Source organism: Streptomyces sp. SID13666 (assembly GCF_010548325.1).
In the GTDB taxonomy this organism is placed as follows: domain Bacteria; phylum Actinomycetota; class Actinomycetes; order Streptomycetales; family Streptomycetaceae; genus Actinacidiphila; species Actinacidiphila fildesensis.
In genome coordinates this window covers 52448-72037 of the sequence record NZ_JAAGLX010000015.1, presented here as the reverse complement: position 1 = coordinate 72037, position 19590 = coordinate 52448, and the positions used below count along the sequence as shown (strand labels likewise).

Here is a 19590-nt window from a genome sequence, read left to right as displayed (position 1 = left end):
GACGGATGCGGCCGGGACAGCGACGAGTACGTCACGGGCCGGCAGCGGTACGACGAGGCATACCAGTCTCTTCGGGATGCCATGCGGAGAGACCTCAACGCGGATGCCCAGTGGGTGCGAGCGTGTAGGAGTGGAGTTGGTCGATCTCGATGAATCCTGCTGAATCGTAGAGGCGGTTCGCTGCGGTGCGGTCTCGGTCGTCTCCGGCAGGAGCGTCGTCGTCGACGTACAGGATCACCTCGGTGGCGCCCAGCCCGGTCAGGACGTCCAGGGCGGAGCCCAACAGGGCGCGCCCCAGCCCTTGGCCGCGTGCGGATGGGGCCACTTCGATCCGCCACAGGACGCCGATGCCGTGGACCGGCGGGCCCACCACAGCCTCCGCGACCACGTCGGGGCCGTTGCGGATCTCCAGCCGTCGGGCGTTCTTGCCCGTGTCGTCGGCGGGGCCGATGTGAACGTGGGCGGCGTGAGGCAGGCCGGGGGTGGGCAGTGCGGCGCGCAGGTACCGCCACAGCCGCTCGCCGGTGAACCCCGCCCGCCGCAACGCCTCATCGGTGACCGCACGGTTCCGGACCGGCAACGCCTCCAGCCCCAGAGACAGCGCGGAGGCGATCTGGAACGCCTGGACCGGGCGCGGCGCCAGTGCGGCGACCGCGCGCCGGATCAGCAGGTCGGCGGTCCGGGCGGCCTCCCCGCAATGCAGCCACAGGATCACCCCCGTGTCGTCCTTGGGCCGGACGGCGTAGGACACCACGCCGAAGACGGCCCCGGTGTCCTCCACGACCACCTCGGTGGTGGGCTGGTCCAGTGCGGCCCACCACTGCGCATCTACCGGCGAGCGGCCCTGCAGCGCCTGATGGAGCATCGCGGGAGTGGTCGGCGGCTGGCCAGGGAGGCGGTCGGCGTTGATCAAGTGGAGAACAGCGGTCTGATCAGCCGGGGTGTACGGGCGCAGCGTGACGCCAAGAGGGGTGCTCACGGATACGACCCTGGCCGGGTGGATCCCTTTTGTCCAGGTGGGGGCGGTGCGTCGTGCGGTGCAACGCGCCCACCGGTTGGGGTGGTGCCAGTCGATCCGTGCTCCGTGCTCGATGGCTCCCTCGCACTGGGGCAGACATGGCGGCGGCCAGGCGGGGTTCCAGCGCCAGGCCGCCCACTGGTCGGCGTCGGCGAAGGGCCCGGCCCGGGGTGGGCCAGCGGGCCTGAGCCCCGGGCGGGCACGCGGTCACCAGCGCCTCGCCCGTGTCGGCGAGGACCCGTAGCGCCTGTTCACTCCACACCCGCCCGGAGCGGTGTACGTCACGCCGAACGACCGTTTCCCCCGTCTCGAAGGTCTCCACCAGTTCCTCCCTCGCGAGCCCGGCCGGGACATCCGTCAGGGCGGGCACCACTTCAGCGCGCGGGGACGAGGTGGGTAAGCCGCCGTTCGGATCCTGTCCGGCCTCGCTGTCGTAGGGTCAGCCCAAGTCGAGTGTCTCCTGCGTGAAGTCGGCCGGGGCGGGGCAGGGGCGGCGGCGCGCTGGCTTGGCGTGCGGCTCTCCAGCGCTCGGTCAGCAGGGTGCTGGCCACGAAACGCCCCAGACGGCGAGCTGTGCTCTGCCGGTTGCCGTTCGGTTGGGCGCCGATGGACGGTGAGGTGGACGGCAGCGGGGCATCAGGTCAGGCAGCGAGACAGATGGGTGCCTGCTGGCCCTGTGGCAGGGGGCGGGCCAGGCGGCGGGCCCTGACTCCTCGAAACCGGCACCTTCGCGCCCGCTCAGCATCCCGCCGGCCTTGCGCAGGGGGACGCTTCCTATTCGGGGCGGCCGTCGGCGAGCCATTGGGCGAGGCCGCTCAGCCCGACCGCCCACCGCCCGAGGTCGGTGACCTCGGCGTGCCCGGTGACGACGGTGAGCAACTCGGCCACCGCCTCGTCCGGCCGCTGGGCATCGTTGAGGGTCAGGGCGCGGAAGACGCGTACGGAGTCGGAGTCGGGGAACTCCCTGCGGGCGCGGTCGAGCACCACGAGCGACGTGTCCAGCTCGCCCAGCCACCTCAGGGTGCTGGCGTACTGGCACAGGCACCGGCGCAGGGCGTCACCGTCGAGGCCGAGGGCGAGGGCCCGCTCGTAGTAGCCGCGGGCGGTCTCTTCCAGGCCCGCGGTGTCGTAGGCGCCACCCACCTCGTATACGAGGACTGGGTGGTCGGGGTGTTCGGCGAGCAGCGCCTGGAAGTACGCGATCGTCGGCGCCATGTTCGCCCGGTCGCGCTGGTCGTAGCCACGCTGGATCGCCTCGGCCAGTTCGGGTGTCACGTCGGTCGTCACTACTGCAGCCCCCCATGTGTACGAGTGATCAACTGACCCTATCGCAGCCTCGTCCGCAGACAGTTGGACGTGTTCTGCCGGCTTCTGTCAGGCAGTGCCCCGGCGAGTTGGCTTTGGGCAGGGTTGTGGGCGCGCAGTCCGCGCCCGGCCAGGTCGGGAGCGCGTCCGGCGTCCTCCGGGGTCGCATTTGCCACTTCGGTCAGCCCGATGACACCGCCTCGAGCTGAGTCAGCTCGTCCGTGCGCAGTGCCTGCCGTAGCTGGCCGCGCCCGAGACCGCCAACGGCGTTGCTGGACGATCTTGTGCGGACGGTCAGTGGACGTGGCTGCGAACAGGACGCATCAGCTGGTCAGCGCTCCTGGGCTTCCTTGGTCGCCATTTCGTCGAGTCGTCGTTCGGCCTCGGCCCAACTGATCGGGAGATCCGCGACGGAGGCGTCCCAGAACACGAACGTGGAATCGCTCATCGTGGAGCGCATCGCCTTCATGATGGAGCGGTGCGGCTCCATCTGAACGAACGTCATGAGCTGCTCACGGCTCTCCCATGCGGACAGTGTCTGGAACGTCCGCTTGACGGGCCGGGCGACGAGCGAGGCGCCGAAGCAGCCTGGAGCTTTGCGGACCTGGCGCCACGCCGCCGGCGAGTTGAGGAAGAACCGCGGCACGTCCTTAAGGCTCCGGACCTCGAATCGCGACGCCATGATCAGCGCGGATTCGTGGCCTTCGGGAGAGTTGGGGGTGGTCCAGCGCAAGGTGGGCATTGAAGTACTCCTCGGTAGTGGCGTCGTGCTTGCCGGGGCAATCTGATGATGTCAGGGAAGGAGCGGACGAGCCGGTCGAGTTGGGGATGACGAAGGTGTCGCCGGAGCGGACCGCCGCGAGGTCTTGGTCCGGCCCGGTCCCGGTTGCTGGCGGTGAGAGAGTCGCCGCCCACGGACCCGGAATGGAATGTTCAGTCCCCATCGCCGTGCGATTGCGGCCAGGTTCGAGGGCGAGAAGGGAAGCGGCGGGGATGCCCTGGCGGAACGGACTGCTCGGGGGCCAGTGACTCAAGCCTCGCCCGCCAGGCGGACGTCGCTCGTGTCATTCGCCTGATCACCAAGGCTGATCAGCAGGGTGCGCAGGGTAGCGGCGAGGTCGCCTTGCCGGTGCGGATCGAGCGCGGCGAGGATGCGCCGTGAGTTGTCGAGGTGGGCGCCGATGACACGGTCGATGAGCTCGCGGCCGGCGGGGGTGAGGGCGACGATGACCGTACGCCGGTTGGCGGGGTCGAGGTCGCGTGTGACGTAGCCCTTGGCAACGAGCCGGTCGAGCCGGTTGGTGATGGCACCGGCTGTCTTCATCGAGTGGCGGGTCAGTTCCCCCGCGGTCATGCCGCCGGGTGGGCCGGCGCGGAGGAGGGTCCCGAGGACGTCGAACTCGCCCATCTGCAGCCCGAATTCGCTGAAGAGCGCTTGGAACTCGCGCTCGACGATACGGGTCACCCGTGACAGGCGGCCGAGAACGTTCACGGGGGACGCGTCGAGGTCGGGGCGGACGCGAGCCCACTGTTCCACGATGAGGTCGACGGCGTCACGCTCCACGAGGACTCCTCAACGTTGAAATGTTCGACGTGAGATTACCACCGTGACGCACGCTCCTCAACGTCAATTATTTGAACGTCGAAGTGCCTTTCATGGGCGCCGAGTCACCGCCCGCGATCACCGCGCCTGCCCTCATAGGTGACACCCTGCGGCCTGATGCCGAATCACGATCACCCCGCCGTCCCTGGGCCCCAGCCGGCGTGCAGGGTTCGGGGCAGTCTCTTCTGGGGCGGTGCTACCGCCGCCCGTGCGGGGTCGTGGGAGCGACCTCGGCGAGCCAGGCGTCGGCGATCAACCGGTGCCCCAGAGGGGTCGGGTGGACGCCGTCCGGGGCCAGCTCCGCCGGCTCCCGGTCCTGCGCCGCGCGGAGCAGGACAAGGTCTGCGCGGACCACTTGGGCTCCGTTGTTCACAGCTGCCCGCAGGACGGCGTCGGTACGCGGCGACAGGTCCTCGAACCAGCGTTCCTGGTCCGGCCCGACCGGGAGCAGGAACGGAGTGATGACGACCAGCTGTGCGGACAGCTTGCTCGCGGTGTCCGCGAGCAGGCGGTCGAGGCACGCCTCGAACTCGTCGACCGGACTGGGGAGGTTTCGGTCGTAGCGTCGCCAGGTGTCGTTGATGCCGATCTTGACCGTGACGACGGTGGGCCGGTGGTCGATGACGTCAGTGTTCCAGCGGGATGCGAGGTCATACACGCGATGACCGTTGATCCCCCTGTTGAGGATGCGGGGGCCCGGTCCGTCGTGCGCCCGCTCGCGCAAAGTCCGCGCGATCTCGCGGACGTATCCCTGGCCGAGCGATGCGGGATCCGCACGGTCGCGGCCCGCGTCGGTGATGGAGTCCCCGATGAACAAGAGCGTGTCGTCGTCCTTGAGGTGCATGTCTGCCGTCCTGGCGTCGTGGGCGGACGACGGGACGCCTGTCGTGGCCCGTCGGATCACAGTCAACTACGTCTGACCGGATGGGGATTGATCTGCGGCGCGCCTGAGGGTCCGGGCCTCGCGGGCCAGCACCGCGGGGTCGTCGCCGGGGACGAACTCCAGGAGCGCCTCGACACCCCGGCCCGTGAGCAGGCCGAGCGCTGGAGCCCACAGGTCCCAGCGGTCCGCCAGTGGCAGCCTGTTGTTGCCGGGCCACCACGAGAAGACGTGTACGGCGGTGACCCGGTCGCCGAGTTCGACGAGCCCTGCCAGCGCCACCTCGTCGGGGGTGTCCTGCGGCGGCTGCCAGTACGTGCGGACGTTGTCCGCGCCCACCTCGTCCAGCAACCGGACGGTCGAGGCGACGGTGTCGGTGAGCGTTCCGCCGTGGAACTCCGGCGCGAGCTCCAAGCCGTGGTCCGCGGCGATCCGGGCCGCCTCCCGCAGGCAGAGCACGGTTTCGTACCGCTCGTCCGGCAGGACGGACCGCGATCCGGTTCCCCCCGCCCAGACCCGTACCCGCGGCGCCCCGAGCACCACGGCGGCCTGGGCCACAGCGGGAAACGCCGCCAGCTCCGCGCGGGTGGCACGGAAGTACGAACCGTAGGAACAACAGGCCAGCCCGTAGCGGTCGGAGACCTCACGCACCGCTCGGATCGTGCCGGGCTCCCCCGCCGGCGCGTGCACGTCCGCTCCCCACTCGATCACCTCCAGGCCCACGTCAGCCGCGCGTCGCGCGACCTCGGCAGCAGGCAGCCGGCGGAAGGTGACCGAGCACAGGCCCAGGCGGGTCAGCCCCGTGTCCAGCCCGCCCGGCCGACCCAGTGGCGGGCGCTCCACCGCGGTTCGTCTGCTCTCCTCGGTCATGACCCTGCCTTGCTCGCGATGTGGCCTGCGGATGGTCTGCGATTGCCCGGTCGGTCCATCCGACCCGGTCCGCCCGCACGGGGGTCGGGCGGACCGGGTCGGATGGACCGACCGGCGTGCGGTGCCCCGTCACCGGGTCTCGCTCAGGCGGCGTTCGGGCCCACGTCCGCAGCGGTCAGCGGGTGCCGCAGTACGGGCGCCGTCGCGTACTCGTCGGCACCGATGTCCCGTACGCTCCCGCGCTGATCCCCGTCGATGTCGTCGGCCACGACGGTGCCGCCCAGCGTGGCCGCGCCGATCGCCGGACTGCCGGCCGTCAGCCGCAGAACACCGTCCGTGCCCTGACCGAGCCGGGGGTCGGCCCGGGTGAAGCCCCCGGAGGGGATGTTGCCGTTGGCGGCCGCCCCCCACAGCAGGTTGCTCCGCCAGGTGAAGCCGGAGGTGGCTCCCATGGCGACGAGGCTGCCCGAATCGCCGACCAGCAGGTTGTCGGCGATGGTCACGTCCTGCGGCTCGTACGTCCGCGTCTCGCCCGACAGCGTGCCGGCGTTGTTGATCAGGGAGTTGTGCGCGATCACCGCGCGGTCGCAGGCGTCGTTGCCCCGCCGCTGCTCCTGCGTCTCCCCCGGGGTGTGGTCACGGGTGGTGCCGCTGCCGACCACCAGGGCCCGGCCGGACAGCCCGCTGAGGTAGTTGTTGACGATCACGTGGTCGTTGCCGTAGACGCGCACCCCGTCGATGCCGCCGATCAGGTGGTTGCCCTCCACCCTGGAGCGATTGCCGTGCCGCAGCACGATGCCGCCGCGGCTGTCGCGGATGGTGTTGTACCGCACGGTGTTGTCCGAGGACTTCACCGAGATGGCCTCGGGGTCGCCGTTGCAGCGTTCGAAGAGGTTGTACTCCACGTAGGCGCCTGCGGCCGACAGGGCCCGGCCGCTGACGCCGAGGCGGATCGGCTCGCCGCCGTTGTCCCCGGTGAAGGTGTGGTCGGAGAAATGGTTGCGGAAGATGTGCAGGTTCTGGGCCATGGCGGTCGAGCCGGGACCGTCGACGACGAGGAAGATGCCCGCCGTGGTCTTGTTGTGGAAATGGTTCCGGTCGATCTTCGAGTCGTCCGCCCGCACGACGACCCAGTACGGATCGCCGGTGTCCGCGAACTGCAAGTCGTTGCGGGTCAGCCGGATCGCCGAGCAGTCCGCCGGGATCTCGAGCGTGGTGCTCTGCCGGAAGGCGAAGCCGCTGATGGTGATGTTGCTGGAATTGCTGAGCACGAAGCCGCGTGCGCCCCGCAGCACCGCGCCACCGCGGGTCTCGGACACGATGGTGATGGGCGCGGCGCCGGTGCCGTTCTTGCCGGAGATGGTGATCGCGCTGCCCGTTGGAACCGTGTAGGTGCCGTCGGCGACGATGATCCGGTCACCAGGGGCGGCGCCGTTGATCGCGTTCTGGAGTGCTGCCAGGGAAGCGACCGGGATGTCGGCCGCCGATGCGCTGCCCGACAGCGTGGCGGTCAGGGCTGCGGCGCCAAGTGCGGTCACGGCGGTGCCTTTGAGGAACGTGCGTCGTTGCATGGTGCCTCCTGCGTCGAAGTGGGCGGGTGCGCTCAGCCGGCCTGAGGGCCGACATCGGCCGGGGTCAGGGGTCCGCGCCTCGGCGCCCGGCGGGAGTATTCGTCCGCGCCCACATCCCGGGCCCTGCCGCGGGGCTGTCCGTCGATGTCGTGGGTGATGCGCGGCCACCGCAGCGTGCCCGCGTCGATCGCCGGGCTGCCGGCGGCCGGCCGGGCGATGCCGTGCGGGTCCGTCACCAGCCTGGGGTCGACCCGGATGCCGCCACCGGCGGGGATGTTGCCGTCGGCGGCGGCACCCCACAGGAGATTGCCCGACCAGGTGAAGCGCACGGTGTTCGCCATCGCGACCAGTTGGCCGGTGTCCGCGACGAACAGGTTGTCCGCGACGGTGACGTCCCGCGGCTCGTGCGGACGCTGACTCTCCCCGGAGAGCGTGCCGTTGTTGTTCAGCAGAGTGTTGTACGCGATGAGGATCCGGTCGGGGGCGTCGTTGCCGCGGCGCGCCTCGGGCGTCTCACCGGGGAGGTGATCGCGCTCCGAACCGCTGCCGATCACCAGGGCCCGCCCGGACAGGCCGGCGAGGTAGTTGTTGACGATCACATGGTCGTTGCCATAGATCCGCACGCCCTCCGTGCCGTCGACGAGGTGGTTGGCTTCCACCCGGTTGCGGTTGCCATGCCGCAGGACGATCCCGCCGAGACTGTCGCGGATGGTGTTGTACCGGATGGTGTTGTCCGAGCTCTTCACCGAGATCGCCTCGGGATCGCCGTTGGCGCGCTCGAACAGGTTGTACTCCACGACCGCGTGGGCGCTGGACAGGGCTCGGGGGCTGACGCCGAGCCGGATCGGTTCGCCGCCGTTGGAGCCGGGGAAGGTGTGGTCGGAGAAGTAGTTGCGGTACACGTGGACGCGCTGGGCCATCTCCTCCGTGTTCGCGCCCTCGATGCCGAGGTAGATGCCGAGGGTGCTCTTGCCGTGGAAGTGGTTGTGGTCGACGGTGCTGTCGTCCGCGCGCACCATCACCCAGTGCACGCCCTCGATGTCGGCCAGTTGGAAGTCGTTGCGGGTGAGCCGGATGTGCGAGCAGTCCGGGGGGAGGTCCAGGGTGTTCTTCTGCCGGAAGGAGAAGCCGCTGAGGGTGATGTGGCTGGACGCTTCGAGCAGGAAGCTGTGCTCGCCTTCCAGGATGACGCCGCCGCGCGTCCGGGCGGCGATGGTGACGGGCGCGCGCCGGGTGCCCTGCTTGTTCCGAACGGTGAGCGGGCGGTCCGGTGGGACGGTGTAGGTCCCGTCGGCCACGATGATCCGGTCACCGGGTCGTGCCCGGTCGATCGCGGCCTGCAGCTCGTCCAGCGTGCGGACGGCCGCCGGGGCTGAGCTGGCGCTGGCGCTCAGCGGTCCGCCGACGGGGGCGACGGCCAGCGCCGCCCCTGCCGCGGTGCCCATGAGGAACGTGCGGCGTTGCATGGTGCCTCCGTGAGGGTGTGGTGGACGGACGGTGTGCCGGCTGGCGCTCAGCCGGCGGCCAGGGTGTCCCGGGTGGTGTCCCCGGCGTCCTGGGTTTCCTGGGTGTCCAGGAACAGTTCGATGACAGGTACGGGGGTATCGGGGCGCCGGACCGGGAGCTGGAGCGTGAGCGTTCCGGCCGGCTGTCCGCCCATCTCGGTGTTGACCGCGGGCCGGTCCGGGTCGATGTGCACCGGGATGATCTCGGACGCGTCGTTGAGCAGTTGGGCGTAGCGCACCCGGCCGGCCAGGCCCGGCAGGTGCAGGTGACGCAGCGGCCAGGCGAACAGGTGGACGTAGAGCCGGTCGCCGCGCTGGGTGTACCGGCATTCGGCGGGGGCGGTGTACGAGGAGGGTCCGCAGCCGCGGATCGACCGTTCGTGCAGCTGCGTCCACCGGCCGATCTCCTCCAGGACCGCGGTGTCGCGCGGGTCGAGAGCGCCGCGGCCGGTGGGCCCCACGTTGAGCAGCAGGTTGCCGCCCTTGGACACCCCGTCGACGAGCATGCGGATCAGCAGGTCGGGGCTCTTGTGGTCCAGGTTGTCCCGGTCGTAGCCCCAGCTGCCGTTGAGCGTCTGGCAGGCTTCCCACAGCACGGGTCGCCCGTTGTCGGTCATGGGACCGGACGGCTGGTACTGCTCGGGGGTGACGAAATCCCCGGGAAGGCCGGTCCGGTCGTTGACGAGGACGTGCGGCTGCAGTTCGCGAATGGTCCGCAGGAGCTGCGGGGAGTCCCAGTCGTCCGGTCCCTTGCCGCCCCACCAGGTGCGCCCGGCATACGAGAAGTCGAAGAACAGGTAGTCGACGCGTCCGAACGCGGTCAGCAACTCGCGGACCTGGCCGTGCAGATAGCGCTGGTAGTCGCGGATGTCCCGCTCGGCGTGGGATGCCTTGAACGCCTCGTCGTCGCGCTGCGGATGGGTGCCGTCCACGGGGAAGGACGGATGGTGCCAGTCGATCAGCGAGTAGTAGAGGCCGACCTTGAGCCCCTCGGCGCGGCACGCCTCGACGAACGGCCCCACGAGGTCACGGCCGTGCGGGGTGTTGGTGACCTTGTACTCGGTCAGGGCGCTGTCCCACAGGCAGAAGCCGTCGTGGTGCTTGGTGGTGAGCACGACGTACCGCATGCCCGCCGCCTTGGCCGCTCTGGCCCACTGGGCGGGGTCGTAGCGGTCGGGGTCGAAGTGGTCGAAGTACACCTGGTACTGCTCGTCGGTCAGTCGTTCACGGTTCTTGACCCACTCGTGCCGTGCGGCGAGGGAGTACAGACCCCAGTGGACGAACATGCCGAACCGGGCGGTGGTGAACCAGTTCGTCTCCGGGCCTCCTACGGGATCCGGGGTCGCGGACGGGTTCGCCGGCGGGGTGTCGGTGCTCGGAGTCATGGGGAATCGCTCTTTCTCATCGGCGTCCGGCGGCTTTTCGGTGCGCGTCAGGGCTGGTCGTAGGGAACGGGGGCGGGAACCGGGCCGACGCGCGGGCGCGTCAGGGTGGCAGGCCCCGGGGGCCGGTGCGGGCTGCGGGGCCGGCGCAGGCCGCGGGCCGGCACGGGCCGGCACGGGCCGCGCGGGCTGCGCGGGCTGCGCGGGCTACGAAGTCACCGGGGCCGCGGGTCGGTCCGCGAGTCAGCGGTCAGTTCGTGGGTCGGTGGTCGGTTCGTGGGTCGGTGGTCGGTTCGCGGGTCAGCCCTTGAGCGCCCCGGAGGACAGACCGCTGACGAAGGACCGCTGGAAGAACAGGAAGACGATCACCGAGGGCAGCAGGGCCAGCAACGAGGCGGCCATCACCACTCCGGGCGTCACGGCCGGGTCGATCCGCAGGGTCCGCAGCGCCAGCGGCAGCGTGTACGAGGAGGAGTCCGTGGAGACGAGCAGGGGCAGCAGGTACTGGTCCCAGATCATGGTGAAGCCGAAGACTCCGATGACGCCGAGGGCGGGCTTGCACATCGGCAGAATGATCTGGGCGAAGATCCGCAGGTCTCCGGCGCCGTCGATGCGGGCGGCCTCTTCCAGTTCGCGTGGCACGTCCTTCATGAACTCGGTCATCACCAGGATGGAGAATCCCCAGGCGCCCAGCGGGACGATCATGCCGGCGAGGGTGCCGATGAGGTTGAAGTGGACGACCGGCAGGTCGGAGAGAATGACCGACAGCGGGAGGGCCAGGATCTCCTCGGGCAGCATCAGCGTCGCCAGGATGGCGACGAGCGCCAGCGTCATTCCGGGAAAAACCTTCCGGGCCAGCGCGTATCCGGCCAGCACGGAGACAACGACCTGGAGCAGCAGCCCGAAGCCGACGACGAAGAACGAGTTCAGCAGGTACTTGAGCACCCCCTGGTCGAAGGCGATCCGGAAGTTGTCCAGCGTGAAGCCCTTGGGCACGACGCTCAGCTGCGTCGGGTCCTTGATGTGGCCGAAGGCGCCGACGAGCAGGGCCAGCAGCGGGCCCGCGAACACCGTCAGGACCAGCAGGTAGATGACGGCCTTCAGGATCCGTCCGCCGACGCTGCGGCTCTCGGTCAGGCCCAGCGCGGTCTCGGTCGGCGCACTCACTTGCTCTCCCTCCGCCGCAGCAGTTGGACGATGATGGTCAGGATCAGCGTCGCGACGAACAGCAGGACCGCTCCCGCCGCGCCGACGCCGAGCCGGTTCTGCTCGAGCCCGAGCTTGTAGATGAGGGTCATGACGACCTCGGTGGAGCCGTTGGGCCCCCCGTTGGTGAGCAGGAACACCTCGGTGAACACGCGCAGTCCGCGGATCGCGGCGAGGATGAAAAGAATCGAGAACACCGACCGCAGTCCGGGCACCGTCACGTACCACACCCGCTGCCACCGGGAGGCCCCGTCGACCTTCGCCGCCTCGTACAGGCCGCGGTCCACGCTCGTCAGTCCGGCGAGGAAAATCATCATGTCGTAGGGGGCACCCCGCCAGATGCCGGTGAGCATGATGGAGGCCATCGACGTGTCGGGGTCGTTGATGAACCCCGACGGGCCCGCTCCCACCAGGCCCAGAACGGAGTTGAGCATGCCGTCCCCGGTCGGGTGGTACATGATCCGCCACAGTTCGGCGACGACCGCGAGCGGCACCACCACCGGAAGGAACGCCGCGGAGCGCACGAATCCCAGTCGCCGGCTCTGCCCCTCCATCAGCAGGGCCAGGGCGAAGCCGAGTGACATCGCGCCGACGGTCTCGCCGACGGCGAGCACGACCGTGTGCCACGCGGCCTCACGGAATCCGTGCGACTGCAGCACCGTGGCGTAGTTCTCGGTGCCGACCCACCGGTTTCCCAGGTAGGGCTGCACATCCTGGAAGGACATGGTCAGCGCGCTGGCCATGGGAATGAACTTGAAGTACAGGAAGAGCAGCAGCGCCGGGGCGAGGAAGAGCCAGGGCGTCCACCACCGGCCCGATCTGCGGCTGCGCCCCCGACGACCGGCGGTCCCGCCGCCCCGGAGGGCCGGTTCGCGGGGGGCGGAGCCGGCTGCCGCACGGGCGGCCGGTTCCGCCTGGTCGAGGCTCATGACGCGGCGATCCCCTGCTCCTTGAGGATGTCGGCGAGCTGCTTGTCGAGCTCACCCAACTTGGCGTTGATGTCGAGGCCGCAGTCCGCCATCAGCGCGTTCACCGCGTCCGCCGTCACCTGCCGCACCGGCGTCCAGTTCGGTATGGAGGGCGCGTACCGCCCGGAGTCCTGGTACGCCTGGGCGTAGGTCTTCCAGCGCGGGTCGGGACGGATCTGGGAGATGTCCACGGCGGTGTTGACGGGAAGTTGCACGGTGTAGCCGGTGGCGCCCTCCATCCCCTTCTTCTGGCCTTCGACGGACACCGCGAAGCCGGCGAAGGCGTCCTGGCCGGCCTGGTTGTCCGAGCCGGCCATCAGGTAGACGGAGCCGCCCTCGGCGAGGACGGTGGCGTCCTTGGGTCCCTTGGGCATCGGCACGACCTCGTACTTGTCCTTGCCCAGGGACTGGTCGAAGCGCGGCAGCAGGTACGGGCCGACGACGAACATGCCGGCTCGACCCGACTCGAACGTCTCGTTCGTCGGCGGGGTGTCCATGGTCACCGCGCCGGGCTGGATGGCCTTGGCCTTGCACCCCAGGTCGCGGAACCACTGCATGGCCTGCACCGACGCCGCGGTGGTCATCGCCGGCTTGTACTTGCCCTTGCCGGCCTCGGTGATGAAGTCGCCGCCCGCGGCCCACAGGAAGTTCGAGAAGTACCAGGAGGCGTAACCGCGCTTGGTGGACAGCGGGGCGGCGAGCCCGGCGGTGTTGTTCTTGCCGTCCCCGTCGGGGTCCTGAGTGGTGAAGGCCGTGGCCATCGCGGCGAAGTCGTCCCAGTTGCGCGGGACGTCGAGCTTCAGCTTCTCGCGCCAGTCCTTGCGGATCAGCAGCGCGGACGCCTGCGCGGAGAACGGCAGTCCGTACTGCTTGCCGTCCAGGCTCTGCCCGGACTTCAGGCCCTGTTCGATGATCTGCTTGCTGTCCTTGATCTTGCCCAGGTCGATCTCCCGGAGCAGACCTTGGCTGTGCATGGTTCCGAGCTGCGTCACGTCGTTCATGACGATGTCGGGGAGCTTCTTCTGGGCGGCCCGCTGCTGCAGTTTGGTCTCGAAGTCGTCGAAGATGGCCGTGACCTTGACCTGGTAGCCCGTGGCCTTCTCGAAGGCGGCGGCGAGCTGCAGTGCGCCCTTCTCCCCCGGTCCGCCCGGGGTCGTCCTGGTCCAGAGCTCGAGAGGTGCCTTGGGGTTCTGCTTGGCATCCACTCCCGCAGCCCCGGAGGTACAGCTGGTGAGGATCAGAACCGAGGCGAGGGCCCCCGCGCCGATCCATCGCGATCTCTGCATGACAACTCCCGGTTTCGCCCGCATCACCGCGGTCTAGAAAGCGCTTGCTGGGACGGTAACCGGGTCCGAATCAACGGTCAATAGTCCGATGAATACAAAGGGTTTCGACCGACCGAAGGAGCGCTCATCTGGCACACTTCCGCACCTCCTCCAGCCGGCGCGACGGACGGGAGGGACGACCCGACTCCAATAAATGGGTTCTTGGCCATACAAGTTGGGCATCGGCGGGAACGGTTGTTCGACCTGAGAGGCGCCTCGTTCTCCACGGCTGCCACTCAACCAGGGAAGATCGGACATCCAGGGTCACGGCGATGACATTTCAGTGATCCGATGTATGGTTCCTGCGAGCTACGGGCCGGGCAACGAACAGCCCCCACCAATCCACGACATGAAGCCAGACGCTTTCCATCACATCCGAGCAGGGACCGCCGACCGTCCGGCTGCCGGTCCACCACCGGACAGGCCGAGGAGACAACCCGACATGAACGCACCGGCCACCGCACCGACAGCCCTGTTGGTCATGGAGGAAGAACGCCGGGCCGACGTCTACCCGCCCGCAGTACTGGCCGAGATCGGCCGGCTCGTGCACTGGCAGGGACCGCCCCTCACCCGGCAGGAGCTCGACGCGGACCCCGACGTGCTGCGGACCGTCGACATTCTGCTCACAGGCTGGGGTGCACCCCTTCTCGACGGCGCCCTCCTGTCACGGGCCCCTCGGCTGCGGGCCGTTCTCGTCGCGGCGGGGTCCGTCCGGCACCTGACCACACCCGCCTTCTGGGAGCGCGACATCCCGATCGTCTCGGCCGCCGCGGCCAATGCCGTTCCGGTGGCGGAGTTCACCCTCGCCCATGTCCTGCTCGGACTGAAACAGGCCCACCGCATCGAGCGGGAGATGGCGCAGAGCCGCCGCTTCCCCACCGATCCCGACGTCCCGGGCGCGTACCGGTCACGGGTCGGCCTGTTGGGACTCGGGCACATCGGCCGGCTCGTCGCCGCCCACCTCGCCCGCTTCGACGTCGAGGTCCTCGCCACGGATCCCGTCGCCTCCCAGGACACCGCCCAGCGCGCGGGAGTCCGGCTGATCCCCATCGAGGAACTCTTCGCCACCAGTCACGTCGTCAGCCTCCACGCACCGCTGCTGCCCCAGACCCGCGGCTCGATCGGGGCACGGCTGCTGAACTCCATGGGGCCGGGCACGACACTGATCAACACCGCGCGGGGCGCGCTGATCGACGAGACGGCCGCCGCGCAGGTCCTGCACGCCAGGCCCGACCTCACCGCCGTACTCGACGTAACGCACCCCGAGCCCCCGGCTCATGACTCACCACTGTTCACCCTTCCCAACGTCGTCCTGACACCGCACCTGGGCGGCGCCCTGGGCGCCGAACGCCACCGCCTCGGACAGCTCGTGCTCGGCGAACTCCGCCGCCTCACACAGAACCGGCCGCTCCAGCACGCCATCGACCCCGCCCACGCCGCCTCGCTGGCCTGACACCGCCGGCCGCTGCCGACCACTGCCGACACGGTTCCCTTCCCCGGGAACCTTCGATCGGCGACGTCACGCAAGGTCATGCTGTACCGCGTGCCCGGGTCCGGGCAAGCCTGATCGGCACCCGATTCCACCCGCTCACAGCCACGGGCATCACGTAAGCGAAACGTGAGTGAGACGTTAGCGAGGGCTGCGAAACTGCGAGGTCGGCCAGCACCTCCCGGCCCCGAATCCGCTCCGCGGACGCGTCGGACCGGACCGCCGCCGTGAGCGAAGGAGTCGACCATGAGCCCGAGCGGAAGGAAGGGCGGCTTCGGTGCGCCCGCCCGTACTTCCCTGGTCATCTGCGCACCGGGTGGGCAGATGGATCCGAACTCACCGGGTTCTGTCCGCAGGTGTAGCGGTAGTGAGGTGTAACGGATGTGCGGGCCGCCGGAGCAGTTCTGGGCAGACGTGGGTTGCATCAGCTCCGGATGCCAACCAACCGGCTCGAACTCAGCTAGTGCTGTGACCGCGTGGTTCGCGCAGCACCCCGCATCCGCATCCGCAGCGAGAAGGGCATCCGCTGGGGCGGACGCCCCCTCGCCGCCGCAGCCTGACCCAGTGAGGGATCCCGCCGTGCCCGGATATGGAGATCAGACAGCGGCCAGGCTCTTCGCCATGACCCGCTCCCTGCCAACGCCATCGGGCAGAAGATCGCCGGGCTCACCCGTGTCCGTGAAACCGTGCCGCTCATAGAGTGCGGTCGCCTTGCGGTTGTCCGGCATGACGGACAACCGCAACGTCGTGACGCCGCGCTCCGCTCCCCACCGCTCGACCGCCTGGATCAGGTAGTCACCCACGCCCTTGCCCCGAGCCATGGGGGCGACCCACATCGAGATCAACTCCACATCATCTGTTCCCTCGCCCGGTACTCCGCTGGCGATGCCCACCGGAAGGCCGTCGAGGAGCGCGACGAGATCGTGCGCTCCAGGAATCGACAGACGGGCACGCCAGCGTTCCTCTCGGTCGCCGGAGCCCTGCCACTGAGCCAGCGTCGATCCGAACGCGTAGGGCGCCTCAGCAAGCGCGGCCAGTCGCAAGTCCCGCCAAAGGGGCCAATCGTCTGATGTCAGACTACGTAGTTCAAGCATGATCCACACCCTGCCTGCAGGCCGGGATGGGCGGCAAGTCGATTACAACCATCCAAACGAGGTCGTCCACCCGGTGACCAGCCGAAACCGGGGAGCAGCGGTGGCTCACGAACTCGCAGAACACGAGGCCTCGGTGAACCTGTCCGGTCACGGCACCAGGTGCTCGCTTCCCGGCATCACTGAGATCACCCGCGATGGCGTGCCCGGCCCCGCGGCCCGCGGTCTGCGGCAGCCCGGCCCACCCCTTCGGTGGGTGCCACGATGATCTGGGCGCCCAGGTTCGTGAAGCGAGTGGCGGTGGCCTGGATGTCCGACACGGTGACGTTGATCGTCCAGTAGGGTGCGCCGGCGTCCTCGGCCGGCCCCAGGGCGGCGACGAGATGTCCGCGCAGCGTGCAGAGCCTGTAGCCGTTGGAGTCCGGTGGGGCGACGGTCCAACCGAACAGCGCGGTGTAGAACGCCGTCGTCGTCTCCGTGTCGGGGTGCCGAGGTCGATCCAGCTCACGCTGTTCTCGGGGTGCCGCGTGACGTTCATCGAGATGACTTTCCGTTGAGGCCGCCTCGCCCCGCAGTGGGGCGAGCCGGCGTCCAGCGCCGAAGCGGTGGCGACCTGCGGTGTCAGTCGTAGTAGGGCGAGTTCAGGTCGATGCTGGCGTCCTTGACGATGTCACCGTCGAACAGTCGCGTCGTTGCCGGGGCTCCGGCCCGGCGGGCCTCTTCGGCGAAGGGGCCCTGAGCGAAGGTCAGGGCGTTCTCTGCGCTGTCGAACTCGTAGAAACCGGCTGCGCAGTCGCGGCGGTCACCATCGACGGCGGTGCGGCCATCGCCGACCGAAGCAGCCTGCGCACCGTCGCGGCCGAAGGGTTCACCGGCTGGACCGGCGAGCTCGCCGAAAAACTCACTCACGCCGGAATGAGCCCATCCCCGGCCGCCGATCTGGCCACCCTCCTGATCGTCACTCTCGAAGGCGCCCACATCCTGTGTCGCGCAGCGGGCAGCACCACCCCTTTCGACAGAGCCGCCGCGGCCCTGCTCTCCGCCCTCCCCAACTCGGGTTGACCCGGCGTCAGAGCACAGCAACGTGGCGCGCTGCAACGATCGTTCCGGCCGCTGTCGCGGCAGACACCGCGGCCGTGTTGGGCGGGACCGAGTCACTTCTCGCCTTCGTCGCACCGGATGCCACCGACCGGAGCGTCACGTTCAGCCGAGTATGACGGGACGTTCCCCCTGATGCCCTTGCCGCATGGCAGGCCCCCAACAGTGACGGCCGCCTGAGGTCTCTTCGATCGAAGCCGCCCGCCAGGGGTGGTCCTCATATCCGCGCTTGGGGCGCCCCAGGTACCACAGAACGAACGAGCATCGCTGGTGGCGGCTACGAAGGCCTCACGGGCTGGAGAGCCGATTCCGGAAGCCCGAACAATACCCTTTGACCAATGGTCAAGAAGTGTTGACCATTGGGGGCATGCCTACAGACGATCTCCCCGAGACGTTCCACGTCACCACCGACGAGCAGCTACGCGCCGTTTCCAATCTCACGCGTCACCGGATCATGGCCGTGCTCCGCTTCGAGCCCGCGACGATTACGCAGATCGCCGAGCGAGTGGGCATTGCGAAGGGGAGTTCCAGCTACCACGTACGGCTGCTGGAGCGGGCCGGCCTGGTGACGGTGGTACGAACGCGGAAGGTCCGGGGGGTCACCGAGCGGTACTACGCCACGGCCGCGCGGTCGATCGTGCTGCCGGACCCGGGCGAAGGAGGGCCGGATGTGCTGATGCGGCATGCGGTGGCGGACCTGGAGGCAGCGCCGGCGGATGGCGAGCGGCACGTACGGATGGCGCATCTGCGGCTCACCGACGAGCAGTTCGCGCAGTTGGGGGCGCGGCTGCAGGCACTGGCGGACGAGTACCGGGAGCTGTCCGATCCGTCGCTGCCGGACGCGTCACTCGTCTTCGCGCTGTTCCACCCGACAACGCGTGAGCAGGCCGAAGGGGACGCCAAGTGACCTCAGATATCCGCAAGTTGCCGACTGGGTTCGGACGGCTGTGGACTGCACAGACGGTCTCCTCGCTCGGTGACGGGGTGTCGCACGCCGCGCTGCCGCTGCTCGCGTTGACGTTGACGCGGGATCCGATGGCGCTCGCCGTCGTCACGGCCGCCGGAACGCTGCCGTGGCTGCTCTTCGGGGTGCTCGGCGGCGCCCTGGTGGACCGCTGGGACCGTCGGCGCACGATGTGGGTCATGGACGCGGCGCGTGCGGTGCTGCTCGCGATACCGGCGGCAGCGGCCGCGCTCGACGCGCTGAGCATTCCACTGCTCGCAGCCGTCGCCTTCCTGCTCGGCCTCGGTGGGCTCTTCTTCGACACGGCCGCCACGGCCTATCTGCCGGATCTGCTCGGCCGTGACCCCGCGCTCCTGGAGCGCGCCAACTCCCGCCTGCGCGGCGCCCAGACCGCCGCGTCCGGCTTCGCGGGACCGCCTGCGGGCAGTGCGCTGCTCGCGCTCGGGCGAGCGGTTCCGCTGCTCGCCGACGCGGTGTCGTTCGCGCTGTCCGCACTGCTCGTACGGTCGCTGCCTGCCGCACCCCGGCCCGTACCGCAGGCCCGCGAGTCACTGCTGCGGCAGGCGCGGGCCGGCGCCTCGTACGTCTTCCGGGATCAGTTGCTGCTCGGACTCGCCCTGCGTCCGGCGGTCGGGAACATCGCCTTCCTCGCCGTGGAGACCGTACTCGCCCTGTTCGCCCACGACCGCCTCGGCATCGACACCTACGGCTTCGGCCTGCTCCTCACCGCGGAGGCAACCGGCGGCCTGCTCGGCGCGGGCATCGCCTCCTTCCTCGGCCGACGACTCGGTACCGGCACCGCGCTGACCTGCACGGCCGCCGTCGAGGGACTTGCCATCCTGAGCCTGGCCGCCGCTCCGAACCCGTACGTGGCCGGGTTGGCACTCGCCGTCTGCGGGGCCGGCATGGGCGCCACGATGGTCCTCGCCCCCTCCCTCCGACAGGCGATCGTCCCCGCCCACCTGATGGGCCGGGTCGCCTCCACATCCCGCATGCTCGCCATGTGCGCCGCCCCCATCGGGGCCTTCCTCGGCGGCTGGCTGGCCAGCACCTACGACATACGCACCCCGCTCTACACCGCCGCCGGCCTCCTCCTCACCATGACCGCCGTCACGTCGACCATGACCAGCAACCGCCACGTCGAGGCGGCGGCGCTGGCCGCCGCCGCGGCCGACGATCCAGCTCACCCGGAAACCCGGGATCCCGTTCAGGAGGGTGCCCTTTAGGGCTCCGCGAGGTCGTTGCGCCAGCGCTCAGCCCAGCTCGGCGTTCCTCGCCTCGGCCCGGAGCGTCGGGTGCCTGGCCTCTACCGGAT

General features: G+C 69.6%; 18 protein-coding genes. 3 read left to right on the top strand and 15 right to left on the bottom strand.

What is annotated here, in order from left to right:
- Positions 1 to 94: 94 nt before the first annotated feature.
- The 12 genes from G3I60_RS20715 to G3I60_RS20660 all read right to left on the bottom strand — a co-directional run bounded on the left by G3I60_RS20715 (position 95) and on the right by G3I60_RS20660 (position 13594).
- Positions 95 to 979 carry a GNAT family N-acetyltransferase gene (locus G3I60_RS20715; protein ID WP_164294468.1) on the bottom strand — a complete coding sequence of 295 codons (885 nt, stop codon included), beginning with the start codon at positions 977 to 979 and terminating at the stop codon, positions 95 to 97.
- A gap of 813 nt (positions 980 to 1792) precedes the next feature.
- Positions 1793 to 2305 carry a tetratricopeptide repeat protein gene (locus G3I60_RS20710; protein ID WP_198358676.1) on the bottom strand — a complete coding sequence of 171 codons (513 nt, stop codon included), beginning with the start codon at positions 2303 to 2305 and terminating at the stop codon, positions 1793 to 1795.
- A gap of 349 nt (positions 2306 to 2654) precedes the next feature.
- Positions 2655 to 3065 (bottom strand): DUF3291 domain-containing protein, encoded by a 411-nt coding sequence (locus tag G3I60_RS20705; protein ID WP_164294467.1) that lies wholly within the window; start codon positions 3063 to 3065, stop codon positions 2655 to 2657.
- A 288-nt stretch (positions 3066 to 3353) separates the two neighbouring features.
- Entirely contained in the window at positions 3354 to 3887 is a 534-nt protein-coding gene (locus G3I60_RS20700) for a MarR family winged helix-turn-helix transcriptional regulator (protein WP_138355327.1), read from the bottom strand.
- A gap of 235 nt (positions 3888 to 4122) precedes the next feature.
- Entirely contained in the window at positions 4123 to 4770 is a 648-nt protein-coding gene (locus tag G3I60_RS20695) for an SGNH/GDSL hydrolase family protein (protein ID WP_164294465.1), read from the bottom strand.
- Between the two features lie 66 nt (positions 4771 to 4836).
- Positions 4837 to 5676 carry a sugar phosphate isomerase/epimerase gene (locus G3I60_RS20690; protein WP_164294464.1) on the bottom strand — a complete coding sequence of 280 codons (840 nt, stop codon included), beginning with the start codon at positions 5674 to 5676 and terminating at the stop codon, positions 4837 to 4839.
- A 143-nt stretch (positions 5677 to 5819) separates the two neighbouring features.
- Positions 5820 to 7247 (bottom strand): polysaccharide lyase 6 family protein, encoded by a 1428-nt coding sequence (locus tag G3I60_RS20685; RefSeq protein ID WP_164607610.1) that lies wholly within the window; start codon positions 7245 to 7247, stop codon positions 5820 to 5822.
- A gap of 32 nt (positions 7248 to 7279) precedes the next feature.
- Positions 7280 to 8713 carry a polysaccharide lyase 6 family protein gene (locus G3I60_RS20680; protein ID WP_164294462.1) on the bottom strand — a complete coding sequence of 478 codons (1434 nt, stop codon included), beginning with the start codon at positions 8711 to 8713 and terminating at the stop codon, positions 7280 to 7282.
- A 47-nt stretch (positions 8714 to 8760) separates the two neighbouring features.
- Positions 8761 to 10137 carry an alpha-L-fucosidase gene (locus G3I60_RS20675; protein ID WP_164294461.1) on the bottom strand — a complete coding sequence of 459 codons (1377 nt, stop codon included), beginning with the start codon at positions 10135 to 10137 and terminating at the stop codon, positions 8761 to 8763.
- Between the two features lie 297 nt (positions 10138 to 10434).
- Complete coding sequence (locus tag G3I60_RS20670) at positions 10435 to 11301, bottom strand: carbohydrate ABC transporter permease (protein ID WP_138355321.1); 867 nt, start codon at positions 11299 to 11301, stop codon at positions 10435 to 10437.
- Positions 11298 to 12269 (bottom strand): carbohydrate ABC transporter permease, encoded by a 972-nt coding sequence (locus G3I60_RS20665; RefSeq protein WP_138355320.1) that lies wholly within the window; start codon positions 12267 to 12269, stop codon positions 11298 to 11300. Before G3I60_RS20665 ends, G3I60_RS20670 begins: the two co-directional genes overlap by 4 nt.
- Positions 12266 to 13594: a sugar ABC transporter substrate-binding protein gene (locus G3I60_RS20660; RefSeq protein ID WP_164294460.1), complete on the bottom strand. Its 1329-nt coding sequence runs from the start codon at positions 13592 to 13594 to the stop codon at positions 12266 to 12268. The genes G3I60_RS20665 and G3I60_RS20660 overlap by 4 nt, the downstream gene beginning before the upstream one ends.
- 481 nt (positions 13595 to 14075) lie before the next feature.
- Here G3I60_RS20660 and G3I60_RS20655 point away from each other — a divergent pair, with 481 nt between their 5' ends.
- The gene (locus G3I60_RS20655; RefSeq protein WP_164294459.1) at positions 14076 to 15086 is read left to right on the top strand and encodes a hydroxyacid dehydrogenase; all 1011 of its coding nucleotides are present in this window, start codon (positions 14076 to 14078) and stop codon (positions 15084 to 15086) included.
- Between the two features lie 632 nt (positions 15087 to 15718).
- Here G3I60_RS20655 and G3I60_RS20650 read toward each other — a convergent pair.
- The 3 genes from G3I60_RS20650 to G3I60_RS44625 all read right to left on the bottom strand — a co-directional run bounded on the left by G3I60_RS20650 (position 15719) and on the right by G3I60_RS44625 (position 17191).
- On the bottom strand, positions 15719 to 16216 hold the full coding sequence (locus G3I60_RS20650; RefSeq protein WP_164294458.1) for a GNAT family N-acetyltransferase: 498 nt from the start codon (positions 16214 to 16216) through the stop codon (positions 15719 to 15721).
- A 185-nt stretch (positions 16217 to 16401) separates the two neighbouring features.
- Positions 16402 to 16716, bottom strand: coding sequence for a VOC family protein (locus tag G3I60_RS47085; RefSeq protein ID WP_369334867.1), 315 nt, complete (start codon positions 16714 to 16716; stop codon positions 16402 to 16404).
- 118 nt (positions 16717 to 16834) lie between these two features.
- Positions 16835 to 17191: a hypothetical protein gene (locus G3I60_RS44625; RefSeq protein ID WP_203673404.1), complete on the bottom strand. Its 357-nt coding sequence runs from the start codon at positions 17189 to 17191 to the stop codon at positions 16835 to 16837.
- Positions 17192 to 17678: 487 nt separating this feature from the next.
- Between G3I60_RS44625 and G3I60_RS20635 the strand changes: the two genes are divergently transcribed.
- Both G3I60_RS20635 and G3I60_RS20630 read left to right on the top strand, forming a co-directional pair.
- The gene (locus G3I60_RS20635) at positions 17679 to 18218 is read left to right on the top strand and encodes a transcriptional regulator (RefSeq protein ID WP_164294457.1); all 540 of its coding nucleotides are present in this window, start codon (positions 17679 to 17681) and stop codon (positions 18216 to 18218) included.
- A complete protein-coding gene (locus G3I60_RS20630) occupies positions 18215 to 19501 on the top strand; it encodes an MFS transporter (RefSeq protein ID WP_164607608.1) in 1287 nt (428 codons plus the stop codon). The genes G3I60_RS20635 and G3I60_RS20630 overlap by 4 nt, the downstream gene beginning before the upstream one ends.
- Positions 19502 to 19590 lie beyond the last annotated feature (89 nt).